This window comes from Candidatus Tisiphia endosymbiont of Metellina segmentata (genome assembly GCF_964030715.1).
Classification (GTDB): Bacteria; Pseudomonadota; Alphaproteobacteria; order Rickettsiales; family Rickettsiaceae; genus Tisiphia.
In genome coordinates this window covers 1,095,113-1,116,723 of sequence record NZ_OZ034919.1, presented here as the reverse complement: position 1 = coordinate 1,116,723, position 21,611 = coordinate 1,095,113, and the positions used below count along the sequence as shown (strand labels likewise).

Genomic DNA, 21,611 nt, shown 5'->3' with positions numbered 1-21,611 from the left:
TAATACGCTACTTTGATTTGCAAATTGCAACCCATGGATGATATTCATCTCCTTAACCGCCCCTCCAAAAGCATAAGTCAACAACCCCCTAATGCAGGTAAAATAAGCAATTATTGCTGCTAAGAAATATAATTATGTTTCAGGTAAAAATTTTGTGAATATCTAGTACCCTTTTGTTAAAAAAATCTGAAATTATATAAATAAAAAGACCATATCCTAGCAAAATAGTCAGTCCATAGTTATCTTCTTATTTAGCTATATCAAATAAATTTTTAAGCTTCCTATAAATTCTTACATATATATTTTTAGAGATAACAGCTTCACGAGTCGTAAGTAGCTCATCACGAACTCTTAATTCAGCTTCACGAGTCGTAAGTAGCTCATCACGAACCTTTAGTTCAGATTCTCGGAAATTAAAATCTAGAAATTGAGAAGCAAATTCTCGTATTTTTACATTATATTCTCGTGCTTCCTTCAAATAATTATCTGTTTTTTCAAGAGTTATTATATCAAAGATCTCATTTACCGATTTCGTAGCTTTTTGTTCAATAAATAATATCGTTGTTCGTTGACATGACTGAATAGCACATTTCATATTACTCCTTTCAATCTCACGAGAAACTACTTGATCTATAAACTGAGGGAAAATAGTCCGAATAGCATTTAAATTACTTGTGCTATCTAATAGAACTTCTTGAGAATATATTTCGTTGAAATAGTTTGTAGATTTGACTAAAGTCTTTATGGCGTAGAACCCACCGTATGGAGGGTTAATTGGCTGACCTTTAAAATCAGCGATATGTAAATGCTTGCATGCAAGCACATGCCAATCTAAAAAATCTTCTGGATACCACCCGGATTTATGATCCTGCCACGTTCCACCATGTAAATTCCACCCATCTAAACTACTAGCATGAGTTTCCTGAGGCATAAAACCTAACGGAGTGAATAACACTACTTGCTTACGTGCAACACGCTCAGATTCACTAATGACCTCTAGACCAATTTCCTTAGTCATATGTTCAATGACATCAATTAAAAATATCGAATCAACAGCATTATCAGGCAGTGCTGATAGTGCCTGTTTCGCATCAAGCGAAATAATAATTGAATTTGTTCCATCTAGGTTTTTCTTAAGTATCTCAACATATTCAAGATGAGGCTCAACACAAATGAGAAAGTCAGGTATTACAAACTGTTGCGGACGAATACCACAACCAATATCCATCACAATAGAAACAGTTTCAATTAGCTCAGAAGCCCGTTTAAAAAATGTTTGGCTATCACACCACTCCAGCATTTGATTGGTTTTTTTCACTTAAACCACACAACTCTATTAATATAATCCACGTAGCTCAAAACGATACGGAGTATTTTTTGAGATACTAAGCCAGCATTATAATCTGAAACGATTGTTTGTAAATGACTATATTTACTATGTTGTTTGGTTACAATGCGTACAGCATCTAGAACCTTTTCTACTTTAAGACCACTCATTATTAAAACACCTTCATCCATACCCTCAGGTCTTTCGTGAGTATTACGAATGGTAATTGCTGGTAATTTAAGAAGAGAAGCTTCCTCAGTAATTGTACCACTATCAGATAAAATGCAAAAAGCCTCCATTTGCAATTTTATGTAATCTAGAAAACCGAATGGTTTTAAAAAGTGAATTTGTTTATCCAAACCTTTAATACCTAATTTTTCTAACAGCTGACGTGTACGAGGATGTGTTGATACAACCACGGGCATATCATATTCTTTAACCAACATCTGTAAAGTATTAAGTAAGTCCTGTAAATTGGCTGACACATCTACATTCTCTTCACGATGAATACTGACTAAAAAATATTGATGGGCTTGAAGTTTTAGTTTATCTAGCACATTTGATAGACGCACTTTAGGCATAAAATAACCCAACACTTCTTGCATATGCGAACCAGACTTGATAATTCGCTCTGGCGATACTCCTTCGGCAATAAGATAACGACGAGCATGTTCAGTCAGAACTATATTGATATCACTTAAATGGTCAACTACTTTACGATTTAGCTCTTCTGGTACTCTTTGATCAAAACAACGGTTGCCGGCTTCCATATGAAAAACTGGTATCTTTCGCCTTTTGGCTGCGATAACCGAAAGGCAGGAGTTTGTATCACCATAAAGCAACAATGCATTTGGTTGTTCTTTTCCTAAAACTTCATCAGTTTTCTCAATAATGCGTGCAATGGTTTGTGTTGCATTACCACTAACAGCAGCTTCTAAAAAATAATCTGGCTTACGAATGTTAAGATCATCAAAGAAAATCTGATTCAGTTCATAATCAAAATTTTGCCCTGTATGAACCAAAATATGGTTCGTATACTCATCAAACTCAGAAATTACTCTAGACATTTTAATAAGTTCTGGGCGAGTACCAATAATGGTCATTACTTTAAGCATTAAGTTGCTCTTTAATGAAGTCAAGTGTTAATAAAAGCTTTTTAACTTGTTCTATATTTAATCTTTCTGTATTGGCTGATGTATAGTCACTTAGAGTAGCAACGTTTAGATCTCCTTCTACAAAAAACTTTGAATAATTGAGATCACGATTATCGGCAGGAATCCTGTAATAATTTCCTAAATCTTCAGCTTTGACCATCTCCTCACAAGAAATCAAAGATTCATAGATCTTTTCTCCATGACGTACACCAATTAAACGAATTTCATTATTAGCATTAAATAATTCTTTTATAGCATGAGCTAATACTTCAATTGTTGAAGCCGGAGCTTTTTGGACAAAAATATCACCTTGTTGCCCATGTTCAAAGGCATATAACACTAAGTTTACAGAATCTTCAAGTGACATTAAGAAACGTGTCATATTTGGGTCGGTAATAGTTAGAGGTTTTCCCTCTTTAATTTGATTAACAAAAAGAGGTATTACCGAGCCACGGGAAGCCATTACATTACCATAACGAGTACAACACAGAACGGTATCTCCTTTAGAACTCATTCGAGCTTTAGCTATCAACAGTTTTTCCATCATTGCTTTTGATAACCCCATGGCATTGATAGGATATACCGCCTTATCAGTACTGAGTACCACAATCCGCTCAACACCATTGGCAATAGCTGCATTCATCATATTTTCAGCTCCCAGTACATTAGTCCGCACTGCTTCCATCGGATAAAATTCACATGATGGAACTTGCTTCAAGGCTGCAGCATGGAACACATAATTAACATTTTTCATAGCATAGTAAATACTATCATAATTTCTTACGTCCCCAATATAAAACTTAAGCTTTGGGTTATTGAAAGCAATCCTCATATCTTCTTGTTTTTTTTCATCCCGACTGAATATGCGAATTTCTTTAATATCACTTTCTAGTAATCGTTTCATCACTGTGTTACCAAATGACCCCGTACCTCCAGTAATCATTAAAATTTTATTAACAAACATTCTTACCTTTTATTGAAATTTATACATACGTTGAATTAACTCTGACCACTCAGGCGGTGTATATCCCGTTGCCTTATTAAAAAGCTCGGCATTAAGTGAGCGATCAATGACCAGTTCATTAGATGGAATTATTTCGATTGTTTTTTTATAAGTACTAGCCACAAGTTTTAGCAAATCATATTTATTGATCGGTTTTGCTGCGACATGATAAAGTCCACACATATCGGGTCGCGGTATAACGATGTCACGAACTATTCTTGCTAATTCAATAGTTGGAAGTCCAGAGAACACGGCTTGAACAAATCCTCTAACTTGTTTTTTTTGTGCAAGAAACCAGCCTATGAGACTCTTACCTCCTGATAACTCATGCCCGATAATTGAAGTACGAAGTGTTATAGTGTTAGGATAACTTACTTCCCCTAAAAACTTTGAGCGACCATAGAGATCATTAGCATCTGCAAAATCACTCTCTGTATAGTTACCCTTAGACCCAGAAAATACACAATCTGTACTAACATGTATAAAACGAGAGCCTATAGCTTGACATATTATACTAAGTCTATGAGGAAGCAAAGCATTAATTGATAGTGCTTGTAGGTAATCATTTGCATCCTCTAGTTGTTTAATTAGCCCAATACAATTTACTACCACATCAGGTCGAATTGTTGCAAATAATTTAATAAGAGAATCATGATTTTCTATATTTACTGGGGCAATGAGTTGTTTAGATGACTCTTCAGAAAAATAACGGCAAGCACCATTATTCCTAGCTGTCCCGTAAACGTTAAGGTTATGATCTTCAGCCATAAACCTAAACATGGCATTGCCAAGCATACCTGTTATACCAAGGATTAATATTTTCATAGATTATTCTTCAAGCTTTTATTTAGTTTTTGCTAGGATTCATTAGGTTGCGTTATTATATCACCAAACTCATTCTTTAAAATAGATAACTTTTCCAAATCTTGTCATATTGTCGCCATTCGGTAATTTTAGTTGTCACTATACAAGCCATTGGAACAGTTGGAGAATGGATGAAGCAACGGTTATTGAGTAGTTAGATTTGTAATATAATGGAGTGAAAGAATTAGACAAAAAAAGATAAATTTGTTTCCTATTTTGCATTTTTATTAAGCAGCAATTTGCATGTAGTTTTGCATATAATTAAGATAGACATGCATAGGTTTTTTATAACCAATATCAACTTTTATATTTTCTATTTTTTCAAGTTCTCTTTTTACATTATTTTTTTTATCCTTGGTATTAAAGTTTTCAGGTAGTTTAAATTCCACAATAGCAATAACTTCTTTTTGTTTGGTAATAATGCCATCAACTCTTTTGTTCAACACATCCCCATAATCTATACTTCTTATTATATCAGCTTTTTTTAAAGCACTAATAGTTGTTGCACCAATATCATAAAAATTCCAAGTCCCTATTTTTTGGGGATTCTTGATTAAATCTCGTTGCAGAAGTTCTTCGCTCATAACTAAATCATACAATTATTCAATAACAAATCAAAAGTAGTATTATTGTCCCTTTAGTTATATCCAAAACAAAACTCATCGACAATAGATATTTAAGATATTTTTTACTAACCTTATGAAATTGTGCAATAACGCGAATTCGGGTAAACTGTAATTTATACAACAAGATTAGAAAATATTGCATCCTTTTAAAAATAAAAAGCAATAAATGCTTTAAATAGTCAAAATTTTAGTTTATTATAACTTTATAATTAAAATATCATGGTTTCTTATGGAAGATGTTAATAACTATTGGGATAATTCAAGATACCAGTTTTGTACATATGCTGAGAGGTTGGTTAATGAATTAATTTTGCTAAATACAAAAGTAAAGCAACCAATAGACATGTATGAAGTCAAAAAAGGCATCTACTATGCTAAAAAATATCATGGTAGCCAAATGAGGCAGTCCGGCGAGCCGTATTATTCCCATCCGATTGAAGTGGCGTATATGCTTGCCCAGTACACAGCCCTAGAAATTCCACGATTGTTTAGAACCGACATGATTGTGACTGCGTTACTACACGACACCATTGAGGATACACAACTGACCGAAAAGATGATTGCTTACATCTTTGGCAGTCAAGTGGATAGTCAAGTAGAAGACCTGACTAGGGTCAAGCCTCATGGCAAGATTAGCTCGGCAGAAACACTAGATTTATTAATTCAGCAAAAAAAACATGATGTAGCACTGATTAAACTTTTTGATCGGATTCATAATTTAGAAACTCTAGGAGCTAAATCGCTGGAAAAAGCTAAAAAGATAGTAGAAGAAACTGTAATACATTTTTTAACTTTATCTATGCATTTAAAAATACCAACAGTAACAAAACGAATTATTACATTATGTTGTCAACATTTATCTATACCTCTACATGAGGATTTTGTGGATAATTCCCAACCTTTTTCTCCAACTTTTCAAAATGAAATAGTCCGAATGCAAAACCTATGCAAACTGGAAGCAATATAATAATTATCCCCCAATGATGCCAATATTCAGTTAAGTAAACAACTGAAAAAGAGGTAACTACATACATTAAGGCACGAGATATGGCAAAGGTAAGACTAGCACAGCTAAACCGTTTAAAGACAGGAAAATGTTTATAATAGATTGCCACTGCTATGCCAGGAGGTAAACATAACTCAACTAATAATTGCATTAAAAATACATCAAATGAGCTATTAATATTATTTAATAAATAAGGACAAAGTAAAACAAATACACCAAATATTAATAACAAGGTTTTTACAATTTTTAACGGATATATTCTATAACTTAAATATGTTAATACCAAAGTGCCTAAGAAACCAAATATTGAAACAATAAAATTTTGATGAATGACTTGTTCAGCACTATAGCCACAAGAAGTTTGTAAAATATTCCCGCAATAAATATAAGTAAAATAAAAACATACGGGTCCCATACATTCCATTAAGAACAACGCTAAAATTGTTGTTTTATTAGCTCTTTCCTGCCATATTGGATTATTTTCTAGTTTCTTGAGATCTATGCTACCAACATTTGAAGGCTGCTCAAAAGTTTTTTTTAGTTGATGCTTGGCGTCAGCAAATTCCGGCGTTTCTCTAAGACTCCTTCGAGCTGCTGTGCCGATCAGTGCTACGCCTGCTCCCATCCAAAAGGCTATACGCCAATTAAATCCATAGGAGGTCACTAACGATGCTATCCCTAAAGCAGCGACTGCTCCTAAAGTACTAAAAACCGCAACTGACGAAACAGCTGGATATTGGATTGGTGGATTTATAGATTCAGTTAAATAAAGCTGTGCTCCTACTACCTCTCCCATAGAAGATATTCCTTGGAGTATACGGCATATGGTGATTAACCAAGAGGCTGTAATGCCTATTTGGGCATAAGTAGGGAGATTAGCCATAGTAATACATGATAAAGCCATGATAAAAGTTGTTATGATAACAGTAGTCTTACGCCCTATATTATCACCTAACCATCCAAATATTACTGCACCAACAGGTCTAAAAACAAAAGTAGCACAAAAAGCTGTAGCTGAATAAAGAGCGGTAGTATGAGGGTCAGATTTTGGAAAAAACAACTCATTTAACAATACCGCCATATGGACATAAAGCATCAGATCAAAATATTCTAAAAAAGTCCCAATCGATAATAACCCAACAGCTGATTTTTGCTCTTTAGTTAGGCTTCTTTGTTCCTGCTGATATCCTATCATTGTATTCACCTTAATATATTTATTAATACTAATAGATAGTATGATTTGGTTGAACGATAGCAAGAAAAAATAATATAGAAAATTGAAATAATAAATCTTGGTTGTAACAATATCACAATTCTATAAACAAATTAGAAGGGGGAAAAGAGAGAGTGGTAAAAATATAGGCTTAAGATCAAAGAATGTTAAATATCAGAACTAATATAGTTATGTAAGTAAAATATTGGATATTGTTTATATTATAAAAAATAATTAATTTTCATTAAAAATAAGTTGACTATTATTTTAGAATTGATTCTAATTAAATTATGGTAATATAAATAAACTTATTAATACAAATGAAAAATAACATGGTCAGTGATTTTGATGATGGGGATAATGGAAAAAAAGAAGAGGTGACAGGTTCAGCTCAACTTGAGAATATTATTAATAATATCAAATCCCAAATGCATTCCACTAACCCAGCTGAACTAGAGAGGCTCAGTCGTGATATAGATAGTTTTTTAACTGGTAACATCCCGGAAAAGATACTAGAGAGCTTGAAAACAATACAAGCTATTGTGAACGAAAGGAAAGAACGTGCTGAACAGTATATGCTTTACGGCCAAGAGGAAAAAAGCAGAGAAGCAGCAGAAGAAGCTAAGTTACAAGAATCCATAGCACGTTTAGAAGAAGCAGCAAACGAAAAACGAGAAGAGGAATTAAAACAACATATTGCTGAATATACATCTAAACCATTCCAAAAAAGGTTTGATGAACTATTAAAGGAAGAGAATGATCTTTTAGAGAAAGCAGTAAATGATCCTAAATCTTTAACTACTCAAGAAAAAGCCAACTTAATGGGGCAATATGCAAGTGAAAAAGAAAAAGAAGAGGCTGAAAAGAAACAACAAGAATTAAGCCAGTGTTGGAAAAAGCATTATGCTATTAAACATAAAGCTAATGAATCTATCAAGTATAGGCAAGGTCAAATTAAAGTTAACGAAGCAGTAATTAACCATCCTAGTACTCCTGAACATGTAAGAAGTCAAGCACATCAAGATAATGTAGTACATAATCAAAAGATCGAAGAACTTAAAGAAGATTTAAAGGTTCTTACACCAAAGGAACAAGAAAGAGAAAAACATAGAGAGACAATTCTTGCATTAGTCAAGAGTAGTCCTGCATTGGCTATAAAAAAATTAAAAGACCATCATAATCGTCATATAGACGAATATGATCAAGCACGGCAACAATATCCCAATCATCAAGGATATCATGAATTGCATTCAATGATCATGGAGTTAGGTGGTCATGAAAAATTAGGCTTACCTAAACCGAACTATCCAGTACAGGAACAACTAGTTGCAACTTCTCAAAATATAAAAGATTCTGCGGTGGAGAATAAGGCTGAACCTATCGAGCATCCCGTTGAGCAACTAGTTGCAACTCCTCAAAATATAAAAGATTCTTCGGTGGAGAGTAAGCCTGAACCTATCGAGCATCCCGTTGAGCAACTAGTTGCAACTCCTCAAAATATAAAAGATTCTTCGGTGGAGAGTAAGCCTAAACCTATCGAGCATCCCGTTGAGCAACTAGTTGCAACTGCTCAAAATATAAAAGATTCTTCGGTGGAGAGTAAGCCTGAACCTATCGAACATCCCGTTGAACAACTAGCTGCAGCTCCTCAAAATACAAAAGATTCTTCGATGGAGAATAAGCCTGAACCTATCGAGCATCCTGTTGCTAGAAATCCTAAAGAATATGCCCAAGCTATCCAAGAAAGTTTAAAACAAAACCAAGTATCAAAAGTTAGCTCAGTGGTAAATGAAGATCACGCACAAGGCAAAGGGGAAACCCAAAGTGCTAGTGCTAAGTTTGCACAACGACGAAAAGCCATGATGGCAGGACATGGTGGTAGATAATCACATAAATTAAATCTAGGAGGTTATTATGAAAACTAAAAGAGTAAATTTACCTGATAATGCAAGGGAAAAGAAGACAATAGATAATTATTTGACAGGTATCTATAATAAAAATGGGCGGTTCACTGATTTGCAAGAATCATATGATGTAAGTAGAAAAACAGAAAACACTGAAGCATATAATACTAATGCTAATGTCAGAGACTGCATAACAATGAGTAATTTAGATGAAGCATGGGAGTTCTTTTTATATTTATCAATAGGGGTAAAAGAATCAGCTTTTTATTTGGCATCAAGTTTTTGGGAGGGATTTGGTACAACAAAAGATGAATTCTTAGGTTACTTATCTATGGCGATAGGTGTTAAACTAGGTGACAAAAAATCAATTGAATTGGTTGGGGATGAGCCTATTCCGAAGGATGCTAAGGATTTAGCAGATAAGTGTATAACACAGATTAACAAAAACGCAAGAGAAGTAGGAAGTAAAAAAATTACCTATGAAGAAGCTATAGGCTACGGTAAACTATTTGATAAAATATTAAAATCTCATTCTAAACCAACATTTGAAGAAAATATTTTACCTGGGTCAATAAAAGGTTATGCTGACTTTGTAGAAGTAGTAGAATACTCCTTCTTATATCCTACACTTGACACATTTGAGGGGGCATCTTCTTCCCAGCTTAATGCTTCGTACGAAACTTGCCCTGATACGTCTGACTCGGAAGCAGATATTGTACTAGCTGGAAGTACTAAGCTTCATGTCTGTTGTGAAATTATGTAGTATCAATTCCATACCCCTATGCCAATTGGTATAGGGGTTTTTTAACACAATTATATACAACTCTAGACAATATAACTTAAGGGTTTAAACACTAATATGAGCAAATTTGTACGAGCAGATGGCAGGGTTATCTATCCCCAAACCAGGCTAACTAGAGAACAAAAACAAGTTATAGGGTTACTTTCTATAGGTACTTTCTTAGAGTATTTTGATCTGATGCTTTATGTTCATATGGCTGTATTGTTGAATGAGCTGTTTTTTCCTAAAACTGATCCTGATACGGCAGCGTTTGTATCTGCTGCTGCTTTTTGTTCTACCTATCTATTTAGACCTCTTGGTGCTTTTATTTTTGGTTGGCTGGGCGATCATATAGGGCGAAAATCTACGGTTATCATCACCACCGTGTTAATGTCACTCTCTTGTATAATTATGGCTAGTATACCAACTTATGAGGAAATTGGGATTAGGGCTGTTTGGATAGTTACAGCATGTAGAATATTGCAGGGTATTAGCTCAATGGGAGAGAAAGTAGGAGCTAGTATTTATGTTACTGAGATAACCAAACCACCAATACAATATCCAGCTGTAACCTTAATTGGGTGTTTATCTGCTGCAGGAGGAACTTTTGCTTTAGCTATTGCGTCATTGGTTACTTCACAAGGTTTTAATTGGCGTATAGCATTTTGGATCGGTGCTGGTATAGCAATTATTGGTGTTCTTGCAAGAACAGCTCTTCGAGAAACCCCAGAATTTGCGGATGCCAAACGTCAAATAAAATATATTTTAGAAAAAAATAAATTAGATGGTTCTTTAAAAACTAATACTCTTGTACAAGAAAAGGTTAAGGTGTTGACTACTCTTGCTAATTTTTTTACACTATGTGGATGGCCAATATGTTTTTATTTTTCTTATATACATTGTGGTAATATTTTAAAAAATTCTTTTCACTATAGTGCTGAACAAGTTATTCATCAAAATTTTATTGTTTCCATAATCGGATTAATTTGCTACTTTATATTAGTGTATTTAAGTTACATAATATATCCATTAATAATTCTTAGAGTTAAATTAATAATATTCTCTATAGCAATATTAATATCTCCTTATTTATTAGATAATATCACAAGTCCTTTCGTGCTACTATTAATTCAATTGATACCTATAGTATTTGGGCCTTCTCAAACACCAGCGATGGCAATATTTTTTAAACATTTTCCAGTCTTTAAACGCTTTACCTACGCCAACGTAACCTATGCTATAGCACATACTTCTATGTATATTGTTACATCTTTTGGCACTGTGTATCTTGTAAAGACTTTTGGTAATTATGGGTTATTAGTTATAATGATACCATTAATTGTAGGGTACACTTTTGGTCTGCATCATTTTGAAAAATTGGAAAAAGAGGCTGGAAATTATCTATAGACAACAACGAATATAAATCCAAAGTTGAAGGGTATGTAACTGTCGAGTATTTAGAACATAATTCCATAAGTTGATATTTTATTTCTGACAATCCTAAATATGTAGAGAGAACTAAGAATTCTTGTATGGTTTCCTCAATAATCTTCCTAGCTTTTTCAGGTGATTTAACTCCTAGAGTTTGTAAGTTGTGAATTCGGTCAAATAATTTAATCAAAGCCACATCATATTTTTCTTGTTGAAGTAATATATCTAATGTTTCTGCCGAACTAATCTTTCCATAAGGTTTTACCCTAGTCAAAGATTCTACTTGACTAGCAACCTGCTCCCCAAAAATATAAGCAATCATCTTTTCGGTAAGTTCTGTATCCTCAATGGTGTCATGCAGTATGCTGGTAACAATAATGTCAGTGCGATAAAGGTAATCAGAAACCATATATGCTACCTCTAGTGGATGGGAGTAATAAGGCTCACCAGACTGCCTCATTTGGCTGCCATGATATTTCTTGGCGTAATAAATAGCCTTTATAACCTCATCAATATCTATTGGTCGGTTTACTTCCTCATTCATCTTACGTAATTTGTCCAGTAACCTAGTAGCATATTGACAAGGTGCATACTTTGAGTTGTCCCAATAATTGATTTCTTCTTCCATAAAAAAACATACTCTATATTTTAAATATATAAGTTAAACTAAAAATTAGAATATTACTAGGAATTTATTATATTTTTTGAAAAAGATGAATATTTTTGCATTCTGTTGTTGTATAAATAGACAGCTACTTATCTTTATATTCACATATCCTATAAATCGTTGTGTAAACTATAAGTGACTAGACAAATATTATCAGCTTTTTAGGATAAACAAAAAAAATGTAGAAAACATTTTGAAAAATAATAATATTATACTATTATGTTATAGTACTAGGTAACTAATGCGATTTTTAGATTATAGAAATGTCAAAATTAAGGTGCATGATACCTGATGATCATTTATTAGTGAGAATTCATGAAAGCAAAGAATTAGACTTGTCTTTTATCTATGAAATAACTAAAAAATGTTCGTGCATCAATTGAGTCTGTATTATTTTTTAAGATGCAAATAATATGTTACTTATATGGTATAAGATCAAATAGACGATTATGTCTTATATCGAGCTGAGGTTACCGCATCATTAGATATTGGTGCAACACCTACTAATGATGCTATTTGTTTGCGGTTCAATGTACCAAGTTCAGGTAACAAAGCTATAAGCTCATTAGATACTACTGTGCCTATACCACTAATAGTTTGTGAGTCTCTTTCTTAGCCTGCAAGAGTTTATCTTTTGCTATTAAGTCATCTATTTCTTTAGTAATAGATGCAATTTGCTCTTCTAGTACTTCGATTATTTTAACACAACTAGACTTGATTAAATCAGCTCTTGGAGATTGAAACCTATTTTTTTCTGCAATCAACATTTGCTTGAGGTCGTTCTTACCTCCGACTAATTCATACAAGTTTAAAGCTTGCTTAGATTAGACTTCTTACTTACAATAGCTTACTTGTTAGTAATATTAAACTAACACAAAAAATAGATAATATGCAAACCATTCTAGGTATAGGTAAACTTACAGCTGTTGCTATATTGGCAGAATCTCCAGATTTAGATATTTTAATAGTGCTAGGGAGTTTGCTGCTTATGCAGGACTTACACCTAAACATAGAGTATCTGGTACATCAGTTAAGGGGAAAAGTGCTATATCAAAGATTGGTTCAGCTAAACTACGTAAAGCACTATACTTTCCTGCTATAGTAGCTAAAAATTATAACCCTATATTTAAACAATTTACCCAAAAGCTATCTAGTAAGGGTAAACCTACTAAGGTTATTATTGTTGCTATTATGCGTAAATTATTACATATTGTCTTTGGAGTAATTAAAAATAATTCTATCTTTAATCCTATTTTAATCCTTGACTCTTAAGACAGTATCAGAACCCTAGTATACACTATGTGCATCAACTATTGATTGTGATTTTTAATTACCCTATTGAACTTATATAAAATAATTATAGAAATATAAACGATTCAATGCTATAAGTGACTCATAATATAATCATGTTATGATTTGGAGAGGTGGCCGAGAGGCTGAAGGCGACGGTTTGCTAAACCGTTATACGGGTTAACCGTATCGAGGGTTCGAATCCCTCTCTCTCCGCCATTCGGTACAAGTTGTCGTTTTTTCAAAAATATCGAACGGGAAACGTAGGGAGGTCTCAAGTTTTTTGCCCCTTAGTTTGAGGTTCTGAAATACGAAATTTATCATTTTGCGTTTTTGAGGCATTTCAGAACCTTTGAAGGTTTCATAGGCTTCAGAAGCTAGAGTCAGAACGCCCTCGCAAAGCGAGGGGCTTGACGGTTATGAGCAGCCCAAAGGGCTGCCATTGTTAATTAAAATTCTCCTGATTCGTCAGAGCCTAAACTATCAAGTTGCTCTTGATTCTTAATGTAGTGTTTGATCTGATTCTCTTCAAATCCTACAGTTGAGACCGCATAACCTCTAGCCCACAACTTTTCTCCATTAAAATTACGTTTTCGTCCACCAAACTGCCTAGCAACGGCTATAGCACTTTTCCCCTTGATATAGCCTATTACTTCAGCTACAGAATATTTAGGAGGAATCTTGATGAGCATATGCACATGATCTTGTACCATATGCCCCTCTATGATCTTTCTCCCACGTTGAAAAGCTAACTCATGGAATACGTTCCCAAGATATTTTCTAACCTTCCCGTACAATTCTTTTTTACGACACTTTGGAATAAACACAATATGATATTTGCAATCCCATTTAGAATGATTTAAACTTTCGTATGTTGTCATATATTTTCTCCTTTGACCGTCAAGCCAAAGAAGTTATATATGATAACTTTTTATTTTATACTAAATCTAAAGGCCAAGCCTTGATGGTCTCACTAGTCAAACTAGTGGCTTACCTATCATTGAGTTATTAGCATTGTAGCCGTATCAGTAAATTTATCGTCTGCTTCCTCATAAACTTTAAGTAAACGAGCAATTTCATATTGACGATCTTTTAATTGTTGTTTCTTTGCTTGGAATTCTTCTTTGCTTAGTTCGCTGCTTAATCTTAAATCAATTAATGAATTTAGTTTATTTTCATTTTCTGTATGTTCTTTCTTTAAAGCAGCCGTCGCTTGCCCATGCTCATCTTTTTTTAGCTCATTTGTATTTTTTAAATAGGCAAGGGTCTCTTTTAGCATTTCCGGGTCTCTCTCTTAACCTATTCTTTTAAAAACCTCTTCTATTTGCTTTAAAACCTCATCTTCCCTTATATATATTTTCTTGTCTAGGTTATGTGGATCCCAAGTAGCTAAATATGTCCATTCATCCACTTTACCGTTTGGATATGTTTTACTATGAATTTCAGATGTTACCATTTTGCCAGTTACTGCACAGGTGATTAATCCTCTAAAGAGGAAATCTTTCCCACCATATTTGAATGGCTTCTTCTTCCAACCTAAACGTACATCTTTACATGCCATAAAAATCTCTCTTGTTATAATAGGTTGATAACCATGTGACCACATCTCTCCTTTTACTCTCATCTCACCGTAATAAAATGGTTGTTGTATTAAACGATGTATAACTGTTTTATTTAGGTGACAATTCTTTTTACTTCTTAAGCCTAATTCTTTAGCCATGTTTACCATAGACCTAAGAGTATACATTCCTGTTGCATATTCTTCAAAGAGTTTTTTTATGATAGAACCTCTTACAGGATCGAGAATTACTATACTGTTTCCTCTTTCATCTCGGCTATTTAGGTAACCAAGAGGGGCTGGTCCTATCCACTCTCCTTTACGCAATTTATGATCTAGGCTTCTTTTAACGTTATCACTTAAACTATCAACGTAAGATTGTGCCATCAATACGTTCATTCCCCACATTAGCTTTGCATGAGACTGAGAATCTTTATCTATTATGTAACCTTCTGTTCTAAAATGTAATTCTATCTTACCAGCTTTTATTGGTTCTTCTAGTAATGAAATTTCTGAGATTCTTCTTTGTACTCGATCTACTTTATCAGCAACTATAGCAATTGTTTCTCTATGGCTTTTAGCAAATTTGATCATCTCTTTAAATTGTTTGCGATCACCTCTGCTTGAAGATTCGATAATTTCAAAAGTTTCGATAACTTCAAGATTTTTACGTTGGCAATATTCTACTAATACCAATTGCAATAATTAACACGGTGTATTTATCCAGTCTCTATACATAATTGATTTTACTAAATCTACATTATGAGCAAATTGATTCCAAGCGTAACAAGCCATAGTGACGATATCTTCATATACACCATAACATTGGTTAGACAAGAAATGATTTTTGATCCATGCCCAAACTTGTTCCATTGCATTAAGTTCCGGTGCATAGGGCGGAAGCGGTATCAAAGTGATATTGCTTGGCACAGTTAGTTTTTTGGCTGTGTGCCAACCTGCATTATCCGTTAGTAAAGCTATATGTCGGTTGCCTTGAATACTGCGAGAAAGGTCTTCTAAGAATTTATTCATTGCCTGTGTATTTGCATATGGTAAAATTAATGCAAAAGCTTCTCCTGTATCATGGCAAGCAGCTCCATAAATATATGTTGAAATGAATTGCTGTTGCCGAACTTTACGGGGTCTAGTGCCACGCTTAGCCCATATACGAGTTAAGCTACCTTGTTGCCCAACTCGAGTTTCATCCTGAGACCATATATCAACTTTACATCTATCGATATTTTTTGATAATAATTCTGTTAGCATGTCTGGGAAGTTTTTTTATATGTATTTTGAGTCTCTTGATTTGACTTTGGATGCATTGAACGAGAAGTAATCCAGCTAAAACCAAGGCGGTGCATAGTATTGTAGACTGTTTTTAAAGTACATTTAGCACCATATTCCTCAAGTAACATGATATGTAGCTCCTTTCCAGTTATATACCCACCAGTTTTACTTTCACTGAGCGTATTGATTTTATCAAAAAGAGTAGACTCTTGTATAGTGTTAATCTTCCTAGGGGCACCGCTTCTTTGTGATTCAAATAATCCTTCAAAACCATGATTCCTAAATCTTCTGAGCCATGATTGCACAGTTTTCCAGTGTGACTTCACTATTTCAGATATGGCTTTAAAAGATTTGCCTAATTGAAGGTAATACATCGCCAATAAACGTATACGATTTCGACCATGCGGCTCATGTTTCATCATTTTTATAAAATCATGACCATGAAAACCTTGCGGTAATATTAACCTAGCCATTTGAGTACCTTTATCAGTTAAAAACCCATTTTACACCACTGCGTTAATTATTGCAATTAGTATTACAACAGAATGGCAACCAAGAATGAAAAAAATTTGGTTTACAGAATTTGGCTTTCCTTCCATTGATAAAGCAACTAATCAACCTAATATATTCTTTGATCCTTTATGTAGTGATGGTGGAGTACCGAGATATTCTACTGGTGAAGTTGATTTTTCTATTCAGCGTAAAGCTATTCGAAGTTTTATTGAATATTGGCAAACACAAGAATATATCGAACAAATGTTTTTATGGACTTGGGATGCTAGGCCTTACCCAGCTTGGCCACATAGTAATATTTGGCGAGATGGTAACTTATGGGCAAAAGGGCATTGGGTTAATAATAAGTTTGGGGCTTGTAGTTTAGCGGCAATAATTCTCGAATTGTCTTATAAATGCGGTATTCCATTAAAGCACATCGATATATCAACTCTTGATGAAGCTGTAGAAGGGTTGGTATTAAATAAAGCTTTGTCTTGTATTGATGTTATTAACCTTTTGCGTATTATATATTTCTTTGATATCATAGCTTATCAGGAACAAATTAAGTTCACTAAACGTGGATATTCTACCCCTAGTCATATTAGTCCCAAAATATTGGTTAAACTATCAAGCAATAGCTACTTAGAACAAATAGAAATTTCTAAAACTAGCATTATTAGTAAACTAGCACTAAACTTTATCGATCGGTATGATGATTATAATAATAGCTTTTGCCAAATAAATAGTGAGAATTTTTCACATAGACCTATTCCTAACTTAAAACTACCTATTATACTATCTTATCTTGAAGCTGAAAGATTAGGGCAGTCAGAACGCCCTCGCAAAGCGAGGGGCTTGACGGTTATGAGCAGCCCAAAGGGCTGCCATTGTTAATTAAAATTCTCCTGATTCGTCAGAGCCTAAACTATCAAGTTGCTCTTGATTCTTAATGTAGTGTTTGATCTGATTCTCTTCAAATCCTACAGTTGAGACCGCATAACCTCTAGCCCACAACTTTTCTCCATTAAAATTACGTTTTCGTCCACCAAACTGCCTAGCAACGGCTATAGCACTTTTCCCCTTGATATAGCCTATTACTTCAGCTACAGAATATTTAGGAGGAATCTTGATGAGCATATGCACATGATCTTGTACCATATGCCCCTCTATGATCTTTCTCCCACGTTGAAAAGCTAACTCATGGAATACGTTCCCAAGATATTTTCTAACCTTCCCGTACAATTCTTTTTTACGACACTTTGGAATAAACACAATATGATATTTGCAATCCCATTTAGAATGATTTAAACTTTCGTATGTTGTCATATATTTTCTCCTTTGACCGTCAAGCCAAAGAAGTTATATATGATAACTTTTTATTTTATACTAAATCTAAAGACCAAGCCTTGATGGTCTCACTAGTCAAACTAGTGGCTTACCTATCATTGAGTTAATCCTAAAAAATGCCGCTACTGAAACTAAAATTTTAAGATTTATCATGCCAGCAAATTTTATCAAATATCAACCGGGGGATTTTATCGTATTATATTATCGAAATTATCAATATCAAATTAGGATTATCTCCATGAGATTATTTCGCCTAACAACTGAAATTCACGGAATTATTGATGAAGTTGAGAGTTATATATTCAAGTGAATAGCAGTATATATAAGCAGCAAGAATTTATTTGGAATCTATCCAAGATATATTCCCATCCCGACGATAATAAACTACATTCATGCGATTAGTATGACTATTTTGAAACATTAAAGCAGGAAGGTTCTCAAGATCCATTTTCATCACTGCTCCACTTACTGATAGAGTTAATATTTCTACAGATTTTTCTGCTATAATTACAGGATTATCATATGCTGCCACATTATCTTCGTCTTCATGTTCATATTGATTGGGTGTTATAGTATATTTAACTGCTTTAGATGTTACTTCGGATATTTTAACTCTATCATGACGATCCTTGAGCTTAGATTTATACTTTCTAAGCTGCTTTTCAAGCCTAGCAAGAGCAATATCAAACGCTGAATATATGTCATCTGAAGCAGCGTTACCTTTCAATATCATATGTCTGCCTGTACCATCATTCACGACAATATCACAAACTAGTTGGAATCCTTGTTTAGAAAAATGCACGTTTGCACTAATTATTACATCACAAAAATACTTTTCTGACACCTGCATAGTACGGTTTCTTACATAATCTTGCAAAGAATTCCCAATAGAAATATGTTGACCTGATACTGATATTTGCATTAAATCCTCTTTAATTTAGTTAAGTCAAATATTATATATACTGCTCGTAAATGAAGAGTTGGTAGACGAAGGTCAACTTCAAGAAGAGCTAGGAGTGTCAAAGTCGAGCAGCGGAGCGTACATTAGTACGTGAGCAGCGGAGATCTTTAGACACGACAACGCCAATTCTTGAAGTTCACCGAGTATATAATAGAAAAGAGCTAGCATATACCCAACTACCTATCTATACAACTAATGCATAATCATGTGAATTTCAAGCCATTATTTTGAAATTTTCATAATGGCTTGATAATTGTGGCTTGATAATTGCGTTAAATAGAATGTAAGCTTATATATACTTACTTTAAATTGCTTTTTTAAAATATTGTTCAGTTAAAAAGCGATTCTTTGACCGTAATTTTACCTAAATTGTAACATTTTATAGCTAACTTAAATAAGGTTATAATTTTGTTATAAATAATGTTTTTTTGTTTTTACTATCTACTGAGTTTTGTTGTGATGACTTTCTAAGCCTAGATTTATTCTTATGTAGCTTTATAATTGCTTTGGTTACTCTTACTACAAAAGATGGCTCAATCCCACCTTCTAGACAAGTTTCTTTAAAAGATTCACTACCACCAAAAATCCATAATTTTGCTTCTTGTTCTAGCTTTTTTGCTGTGCGGAATTTTGATATATTGGTTGCGTCAATAATTGCCTGAGTAATAATACCAATTGCAATAATTAACGCAGTGGTGTAAAATGGGTTTTTAACTGATAAAGGTACTCAAATGGCTAGGTTAATATTACCGCAAGGTTTTCATGGTCATGATTTTATAAAAATGATGAAACATGAGCCGCATGGTCGAAATCGTATACGTTTATTGGCGATGTATTACCTTCAATTAGGCAAATCTTTTAAAGCCATATCTGAAATAGTGAAGTCACACTGGAAAACTGTGCAATCATGGCTCAGAAGATTTAGGAATCATGGTTTTGAAGGATTATTTGAATCACAAAGAAGCGGTGCCCCTAGGAAGATTAACACTATACAAGAGTCTGCTCTTTTTGATAAAATCAATACGCTCAGTGAAAGTAAAACTGGTGGGTATATAACTGGAAAGGAGCTACATATCATGTTACTTGAGGAATATGGTGCTAAATGTACTTTAAAAACAGTCTACAATACTATGCACCGCCTTGGTTTTAGCTGGATTACTTCTCGTTCAATGCATCCAAAGTCAAATCAAGAGACTCAAAATACATATAAAAAAACTTCCCAGACATGCTAACAGAATTATTACCAAAAAATATCGATAGATGTAAAGTTGATATATGGTCTCAGGATGAAACTCGAGTTGGGCAACAAGGTAGCTTAACTCGTATATGGGCTAAGCGTGGCACTAGACCCCGTAAAGTTCGGCAACAGCAATTCATTTCAACATATATTTATGGAGCTGCTTGCCATGATACAGGAGAAGCTTTTGCATTAATTTTACCATATGCAAATACACAGGCAATGAATAAATTCTTAGAAGACCTTTCTCGCAGTATTCAAGGCAACCGACATATAGCTTTACTAACGGATAATGCAGGTTGGCACACAGCCAAAAAACTAACTGTGCCAAGCAATATCACTTTGATACCGCTTCCGCCCTATGCACCGGAACTTAATGCAATGGAACAAGTTTGGGCATGGATCAAAAATCATTTCTTGTCTAACCAATGTTATGGTGTATATGAAGATATCGTCACTATGGCTTGTTACACTTGGAATCAATTTGCTCATAATGTAGATTTAGTAAAATCAATTATGTATAGAGACTGGATAAATACACCGTGTTAATTATTGCAATTGGTATGAAATACTTGGCAAAATTTTAGAACATAATAAGCTTATAACCGCAATACGTCTTTGCGACAACGATATTGATCTTGAGGGACTAAGTATGCTTATCGAACTGTTAGAGAATAATCATAGTTTGATTAATATAGATATTGAATATAATAATATCGGGGTTCAAGGACTAATCATACTAGATGAATTTCTAGAAAATAATAAAACCATAAAGCAAATAAGTCTTAGAGGCAATGATATTGGTGATGAGGGAGTGGATATACTGGCAGGAGTTCTAACAAATAATGAAATTGTAAAGCAAGTGGATATTGGTAGCAATAATATTACTGATAAAGGAGCAATCATATTAGCAAGACTCCTAAAAAATAATAACACTATAAAGAAAATATCTCTTAATAATAATGATATTGGTGATGTTGGGATTGTCCAACTTGTTAAAGCTTTGGAAACTAATAGAACCATCAGCCAAATAGACCTTAACTATAACAATATTACTGACAATGGAGCAATCATATTAGCAAGACTCCTAAAAAATAATAACACTATAAAGAAAATATCTCTTAATAATAATGATATTGGTGATGTTGGGATTGTCCAACTTGTTAAAGCTTTGGAAACTAATAGAACCATCAGCCAAATAGACCTTAGCTATAACAATATTACTGACAATGGAGCAATAACACTGGTGGGACTTCTAGAGTCTAATAATAAAATTACAAGCAAGATAATAATAGATTTCACAGATTTTGACAATGAAAATATTAGTTACCAAGTAGAAGAGCTGTTAATTGAGACTCTAGAAAGCCACAACAAAAAACTGGGGGTATAATTTTAAAAATATTCATCTGTATCATATCTGATACAGAATATCAATAAGGGGATTGATGTAAATAGTGGTA

Annotated in this window: 26 protein-coding genes and 1 tRNA gene; 11 read left to right on the top strand and 16 right to left on the bottom strand. The window is 33.8% G+C overall.

What is annotated here, in order from left to right; genetic code table 11:
• Positions 1 to 247 precede the first annotated feature (247 nt).
• The 5 genes from AAHM80_RS05685 to AAHM80_RS05665 form a co-directional block, all read right to left on the bottom strand.
• Positions 248 to 1,318: a hypothetical protein gene (locus tag AAHM80_RS05685; protein WP_342259559.1), complete on the bottom strand. Its 1,071-nt coding sequence runs from the start codon at positions 1,316 to 1,318 to the stop codon at positions 248 to 250.
• Positions 1,315 to 2,442, bottom strand: a complete 1,128-nt coding sequence (gene wecB, locus AAHM80_RS05680; protein ID WP_342259558.1) for a non-hydrolyzing UDP-N-acetylglucosamine 2-epimerase — start codon at positions 2,440 to 2,442, stop codon at positions 1,315 to 1,317. The genes AAHM80_RS05685 and wecB overlap by 4 nt, the downstream gene beginning before the upstream one ends.
• Entirely contained in the window at positions 2,435 to 3,445 is a 1,011-nt protein-coding gene (locus tag AAHM80_RS05675) for a polysaccharide biosynthesis protein (RefSeq protein WP_342259557.1), read from the bottom strand. The genes wecB and AAHM80_RS05675 overlap by 8 nt, the downstream gene beginning before the upstream one ends.
• A 9-nt stretch (positions 3,446 to 3,454) precedes the next feature.
• Positions 3,455 to 4,309: an SDR family oxidoreductase gene (locus AAHM80_RS05670; protein WP_342259556.1), complete on the bottom strand. Its 855-nt coding sequence runs from the start codon at positions 4,307 to 4,309 to the stop codon at positions 3,455 to 3,457.
• A 266-nt stretch (positions 4,310 to 4,575) separates the two neighbouring features.
• Complete coding sequence (locus tag AAHM80_RS05665) at positions 4,576 to 4,932, bottom strand: hypothetical protein (protein ID WP_342259555.1); 357 nt, start codon at positions 4,930 to 4,932, stop codon at positions 4,576 to 4,578.
• 271 nt (positions 4,933 to 5,203) lie between these two features.
• Here AAHM80_RS05665 and AAHM80_RS05660 point away from each other — a divergent pair, with 271 nt between their 5' ends.
• Positions 5,204 to 5,941: an HD domain-containing protein gene (locus AAHM80_RS05660; protein WP_342259554.1), complete on the top strand. Its 738-nt coding sequence runs from the start codon at positions 5,204 to 5,206 to the stop codon at positions 5,939 to 5,941.
• Here the strand turns inward: AAHM80_RS05660 and AAHM80_RS05655 are convergent.
• Positions 5,835 to 7,175, bottom strand: a complete 1,341-nt coding sequence (locus tag AAHM80_RS05655) for an MFS transporter (RefSeq protein ID WP_342259553.1) — start codon at positions 7,173 to 7,175, stop codon at positions 5,835 to 5,837. The two genes, AAHM80_RS05660 and AAHM80_RS05655, sit on opposite strands and share 107 nt — an antisense overlap.
• A gap of 338 nt (positions 7,176 to 7,513) precedes the next feature.
• Between AAHM80_RS05655 and AAHM80_RS05650 the strand changes: the two genes are divergently transcribed.
• The 3 genes from AAHM80_RS05650 to AAHM80_RS05640 all read left to right on the top strand — a co-directional run bounded on the left by AAHM80_RS05650 (position 7,514) and on the right by AAHM80_RS05640 (position 11,285).
• Positions 7,514 to 9,079 carry a hypothetical protein gene (locus tag AAHM80_RS05650; RefSeq protein ID WP_342259552.1) on the top strand — a complete coding sequence of 522 codons (1,566 nt, stop codon included), beginning with the start codon at positions 7,514 to 7,516 and terminating at the stop codon, positions 9,077 to 9,079.
• Positions 9,080 to 9,107: 28 nt separating this feature from the next.
• Entirely contained in the window at positions 9,108 to 9,860 is a 753-nt protein-coding gene (locus AAHM80_RS05645; protein ID WP_342259551.1) for a hypothetical protein, read from the top strand.
• Positions 9,861 to 9,956: 96 nt separating this feature from the next.
• Positions 9,957 to 11,285: an MFS transporter gene (locus tag AAHM80_RS05640; protein WP_342259550.1), complete on the top strand. Its 1,329-nt coding sequence runs from the start codon at positions 9,957 to 9,959 to the stop codon at positions 11,283 to 11,285.
• On the opposite strand, the gene AAHM80_RS05635 is transcribed toward AAHM80_RS05640, so the two are convergent.
• The 3 genes from AAHM80_RS05635 to AAHM80_RS08585 form a co-directional block, all read right to left on the bottom strand.
• Positions 11,200 to 11,937: an HD domain-containing protein gene (locus AAHM80_RS05635; RefSeq protein ID WP_342259549.1), complete on the bottom strand. Its 738-nt coding sequence runs from the start codon at positions 11,935 to 11,937 to the stop codon at positions 11,200 to 11,202. The two genes, AAHM80_RS05640 and AAHM80_RS05635, sit on opposite strands and share 86 nt — an antisense overlap.
• Before the next feature lie 486 nt (positions 11,938 to 12,423).
• Positions 12,424 to 12,528, bottom strand: a complete 105-nt coding sequence (locus tag AAHM80_RS08590; RefSeq protein WP_410521482.1) for a hypothetical protein — start codon at positions 12,526 to 12,528, stop codon at positions 12,424 to 12,426.
• Positions 12,529 to 12,557: 29 nt separating this feature from the next.
• Positions 12,558 to 12,743, bottom strand: a complete 186-nt coding sequence (locus tag AAHM80_RS08585; protein ID WP_410521481.1) for a hypothetical protein — start codon at positions 12,741 to 12,743, stop codon at positions 12,558 to 12,560.
• A gap of 166 nt (positions 12,744 to 12,909) precedes the next feature.
• Between AAHM80_RS08585 and AAHM80_RS08580 the strand changes: the two genes are divergently transcribed.
• Both AAHM80_RS08580 and AAHM80_RS05625 read left to right on the top strand, forming a co-directional pair.
• The gene (locus AAHM80_RS08580; protein ID WP_410521525.1) at positions 12,910 to 13,248 is read left to right on the top strand and encodes a transposase; all 339 of its coding nucleotides are present in this window, start codon (positions 12,910 to 12,912) and stop codon (positions 13,246 to 13,248) included.
• 146 nt (positions 13,249 to 13,394) lie between these two features.
• Positions 13,395 to 13,485: transfer RNA gene (locus tag AAHM80_RS05625), tRNA-Ser, on the top strand.
• A gap of 230 nt (positions 13,486 to 13,715) precedes the next feature.
• Here the strand turns inward: AAHM80_RS05625 and tnpA (AAHM80_RS05620) are convergent.
• The 5 genes from tnpA (AAHM80_RS05620) to AAHM80_RS05600 form a co-directional block, all read right to left on the bottom strand.
• Positions 13,716 to 14,147 carry an IS200/IS605 family transposase gene (gene tnpA / locus AAHM80_RS05620; protein ID WP_342259383.1) on the bottom strand — a complete coding sequence of 144 codons (432 nt, stop codon included), beginning with the start codon at positions 14,145 to 14,147 and terminating at the stop codon, positions 13,716 to 13,718.
• 116 nt (positions 14,148 to 14,263) lie between these two features.
• Positions 14,264 to 14,545: a hypothetical protein gene (locus AAHM80_RS05615; RefSeq protein ID WP_342259548.1), complete on the bottom strand. Its 282-nt coding sequence runs from the start codon at positions 14,543 to 14,545 to the stop codon at positions 14,264 to 14,266.
• Between the two features lie 15 nt (positions 14,546 to 14,560).
• Entirely contained in the window at positions 14,561 to 15,526 is a 966-nt protein-coding gene (locus tag AAHM80_RS05610) for a recombinase family protein (RefSeq protein WP_342259547.1), read from the bottom strand.
• A gap of 3 nt (positions 15,527 to 15,529) precedes the next feature.
• On the bottom strand, positions 15,530 to 16,090 hold the full coding sequence (locus AAHM80_RS05605; RefSeq protein ID WP_342259546.1) for an IS630 family transposase: 561 nt from the start codon (positions 16,088 to 16,090) through the stop codon (positions 15,530 to 15,532).
• On the bottom strand, positions 16,084 to 16,584 hold the full coding sequence (locus AAHM80_RS05600) for a helix-turn-helix domain-containing protein (RefSeq protein WP_342259545.1): 501 nt from the start codon (positions 16,582 to 16,584) through the stop codon (positions 16,084 to 16,086). The genes AAHM80_RS05605 and AAHM80_RS05600 overlap by 7 nt, the downstream gene beginning before the upstream one ends.
• 85 nt (positions 16,585 to 16,669) lie before the next feature.
• Here AAHM80_RS05600 and AAHM80_RS05595 point away from each other — a divergent pair, with 85 nt between their 5' ends.
• Positions 16,670 to 17,500 carry a glycoside hydrolase TIM-barrel-like domain-containing protein gene (locus tag AAHM80_RS05595; RefSeq protein WP_410521480.1) on the top strand — a complete coding sequence of 277 codons (831 nt, stop codon included), beginning with the start codon at positions 16,670 to 16,672 and terminating at the stop codon, positions 17,498 to 17,500.
• Here the strand turns inward: AAHM80_RS05595 and tnpA (AAHM80_RS05590) are convergent, their stop codons facing one another.
• Both tnpA (AAHM80_RS05590) and hpf read right to left on the bottom strand, forming a co-directional pair.
• Positions 17,501 to 17,932, bottom strand: coding sequence for an IS200/IS605 family transposase (tnpA, locus tag AAHM80_RS05590; RefSeq protein ID WP_342259383.1), 432 nt, complete (start codon positions 17,930 to 17,932; stop codon positions 17,501 to 17,503).
• Positions 17,933 to 18,290: 358 nt separating this feature from the next.
• Positions 18,291 to 18,875, bottom strand: a complete 585-nt coding sequence (hpf, locus tag AAHM80_RS05585) for a ribosome hibernation-promoting factor, HPF/YfiA family (protein WP_341747248.1) — start codon at positions 18,873 to 18,875, stop codon at positions 18,291 to 18,293.
• A gap of 467 nt (positions 18,876 to 19,342) precedes the next feature.
• Here hpf and AAHM80_RS05580 point away from each other — a divergent pair, with 467 nt between their 5' ends.
• From AAHM80_RS05580 to AAHM80_RS05565, 4 genes are all read left to right on the top strand, one after another.
• Positions 19,343 to 19,576: a hypothetical protein gene (locus AAHM80_RS05580; protein ID WP_342259544.1), complete on the top strand. Its 234-nt coding sequence runs from the start codon at positions 19,343 to 19,345 to the stop codon at positions 19,574 to 19,576.
• Between the two features lie 69 nt (positions 19,577 to 19,645).
• A complete protein-coding gene (locus AAHM80_RS05575) occupies positions 19,646 to 20,146 on the top strand; it encodes a helix-turn-helix domain-containing protein (RefSeq protein WP_342259385.1) in 501 nt (166 codons plus the stop codon).
• Complete coding sequence (locus AAHM80_RS05570) at positions 20,140 to 20,700, top strand: IS630 family transposase (protein WP_342259543.1); 561 nt, start codon at positions 20,140 to 20,142, stop codon at positions 20,698 to 20,700. The genes AAHM80_RS05575 and AAHM80_RS05570 overlap by 7 nt, the downstream gene beginning before the upstream one ends.
• Positions 20,701 to 20,803: 103 nt before the next feature.
• Positions 20,804 to 21,541, top strand: coding sequence for a hypothetical protein (locus AAHM80_RS05565; RefSeq protein WP_342259542.1), 738 nt, complete (start codon positions 20,804 to 20,806; stop codon positions 21,539 to 21,541).
• The last annotated feature ends 70 nt before the right edge of the window (positions 21,542 to 21,611 follow it).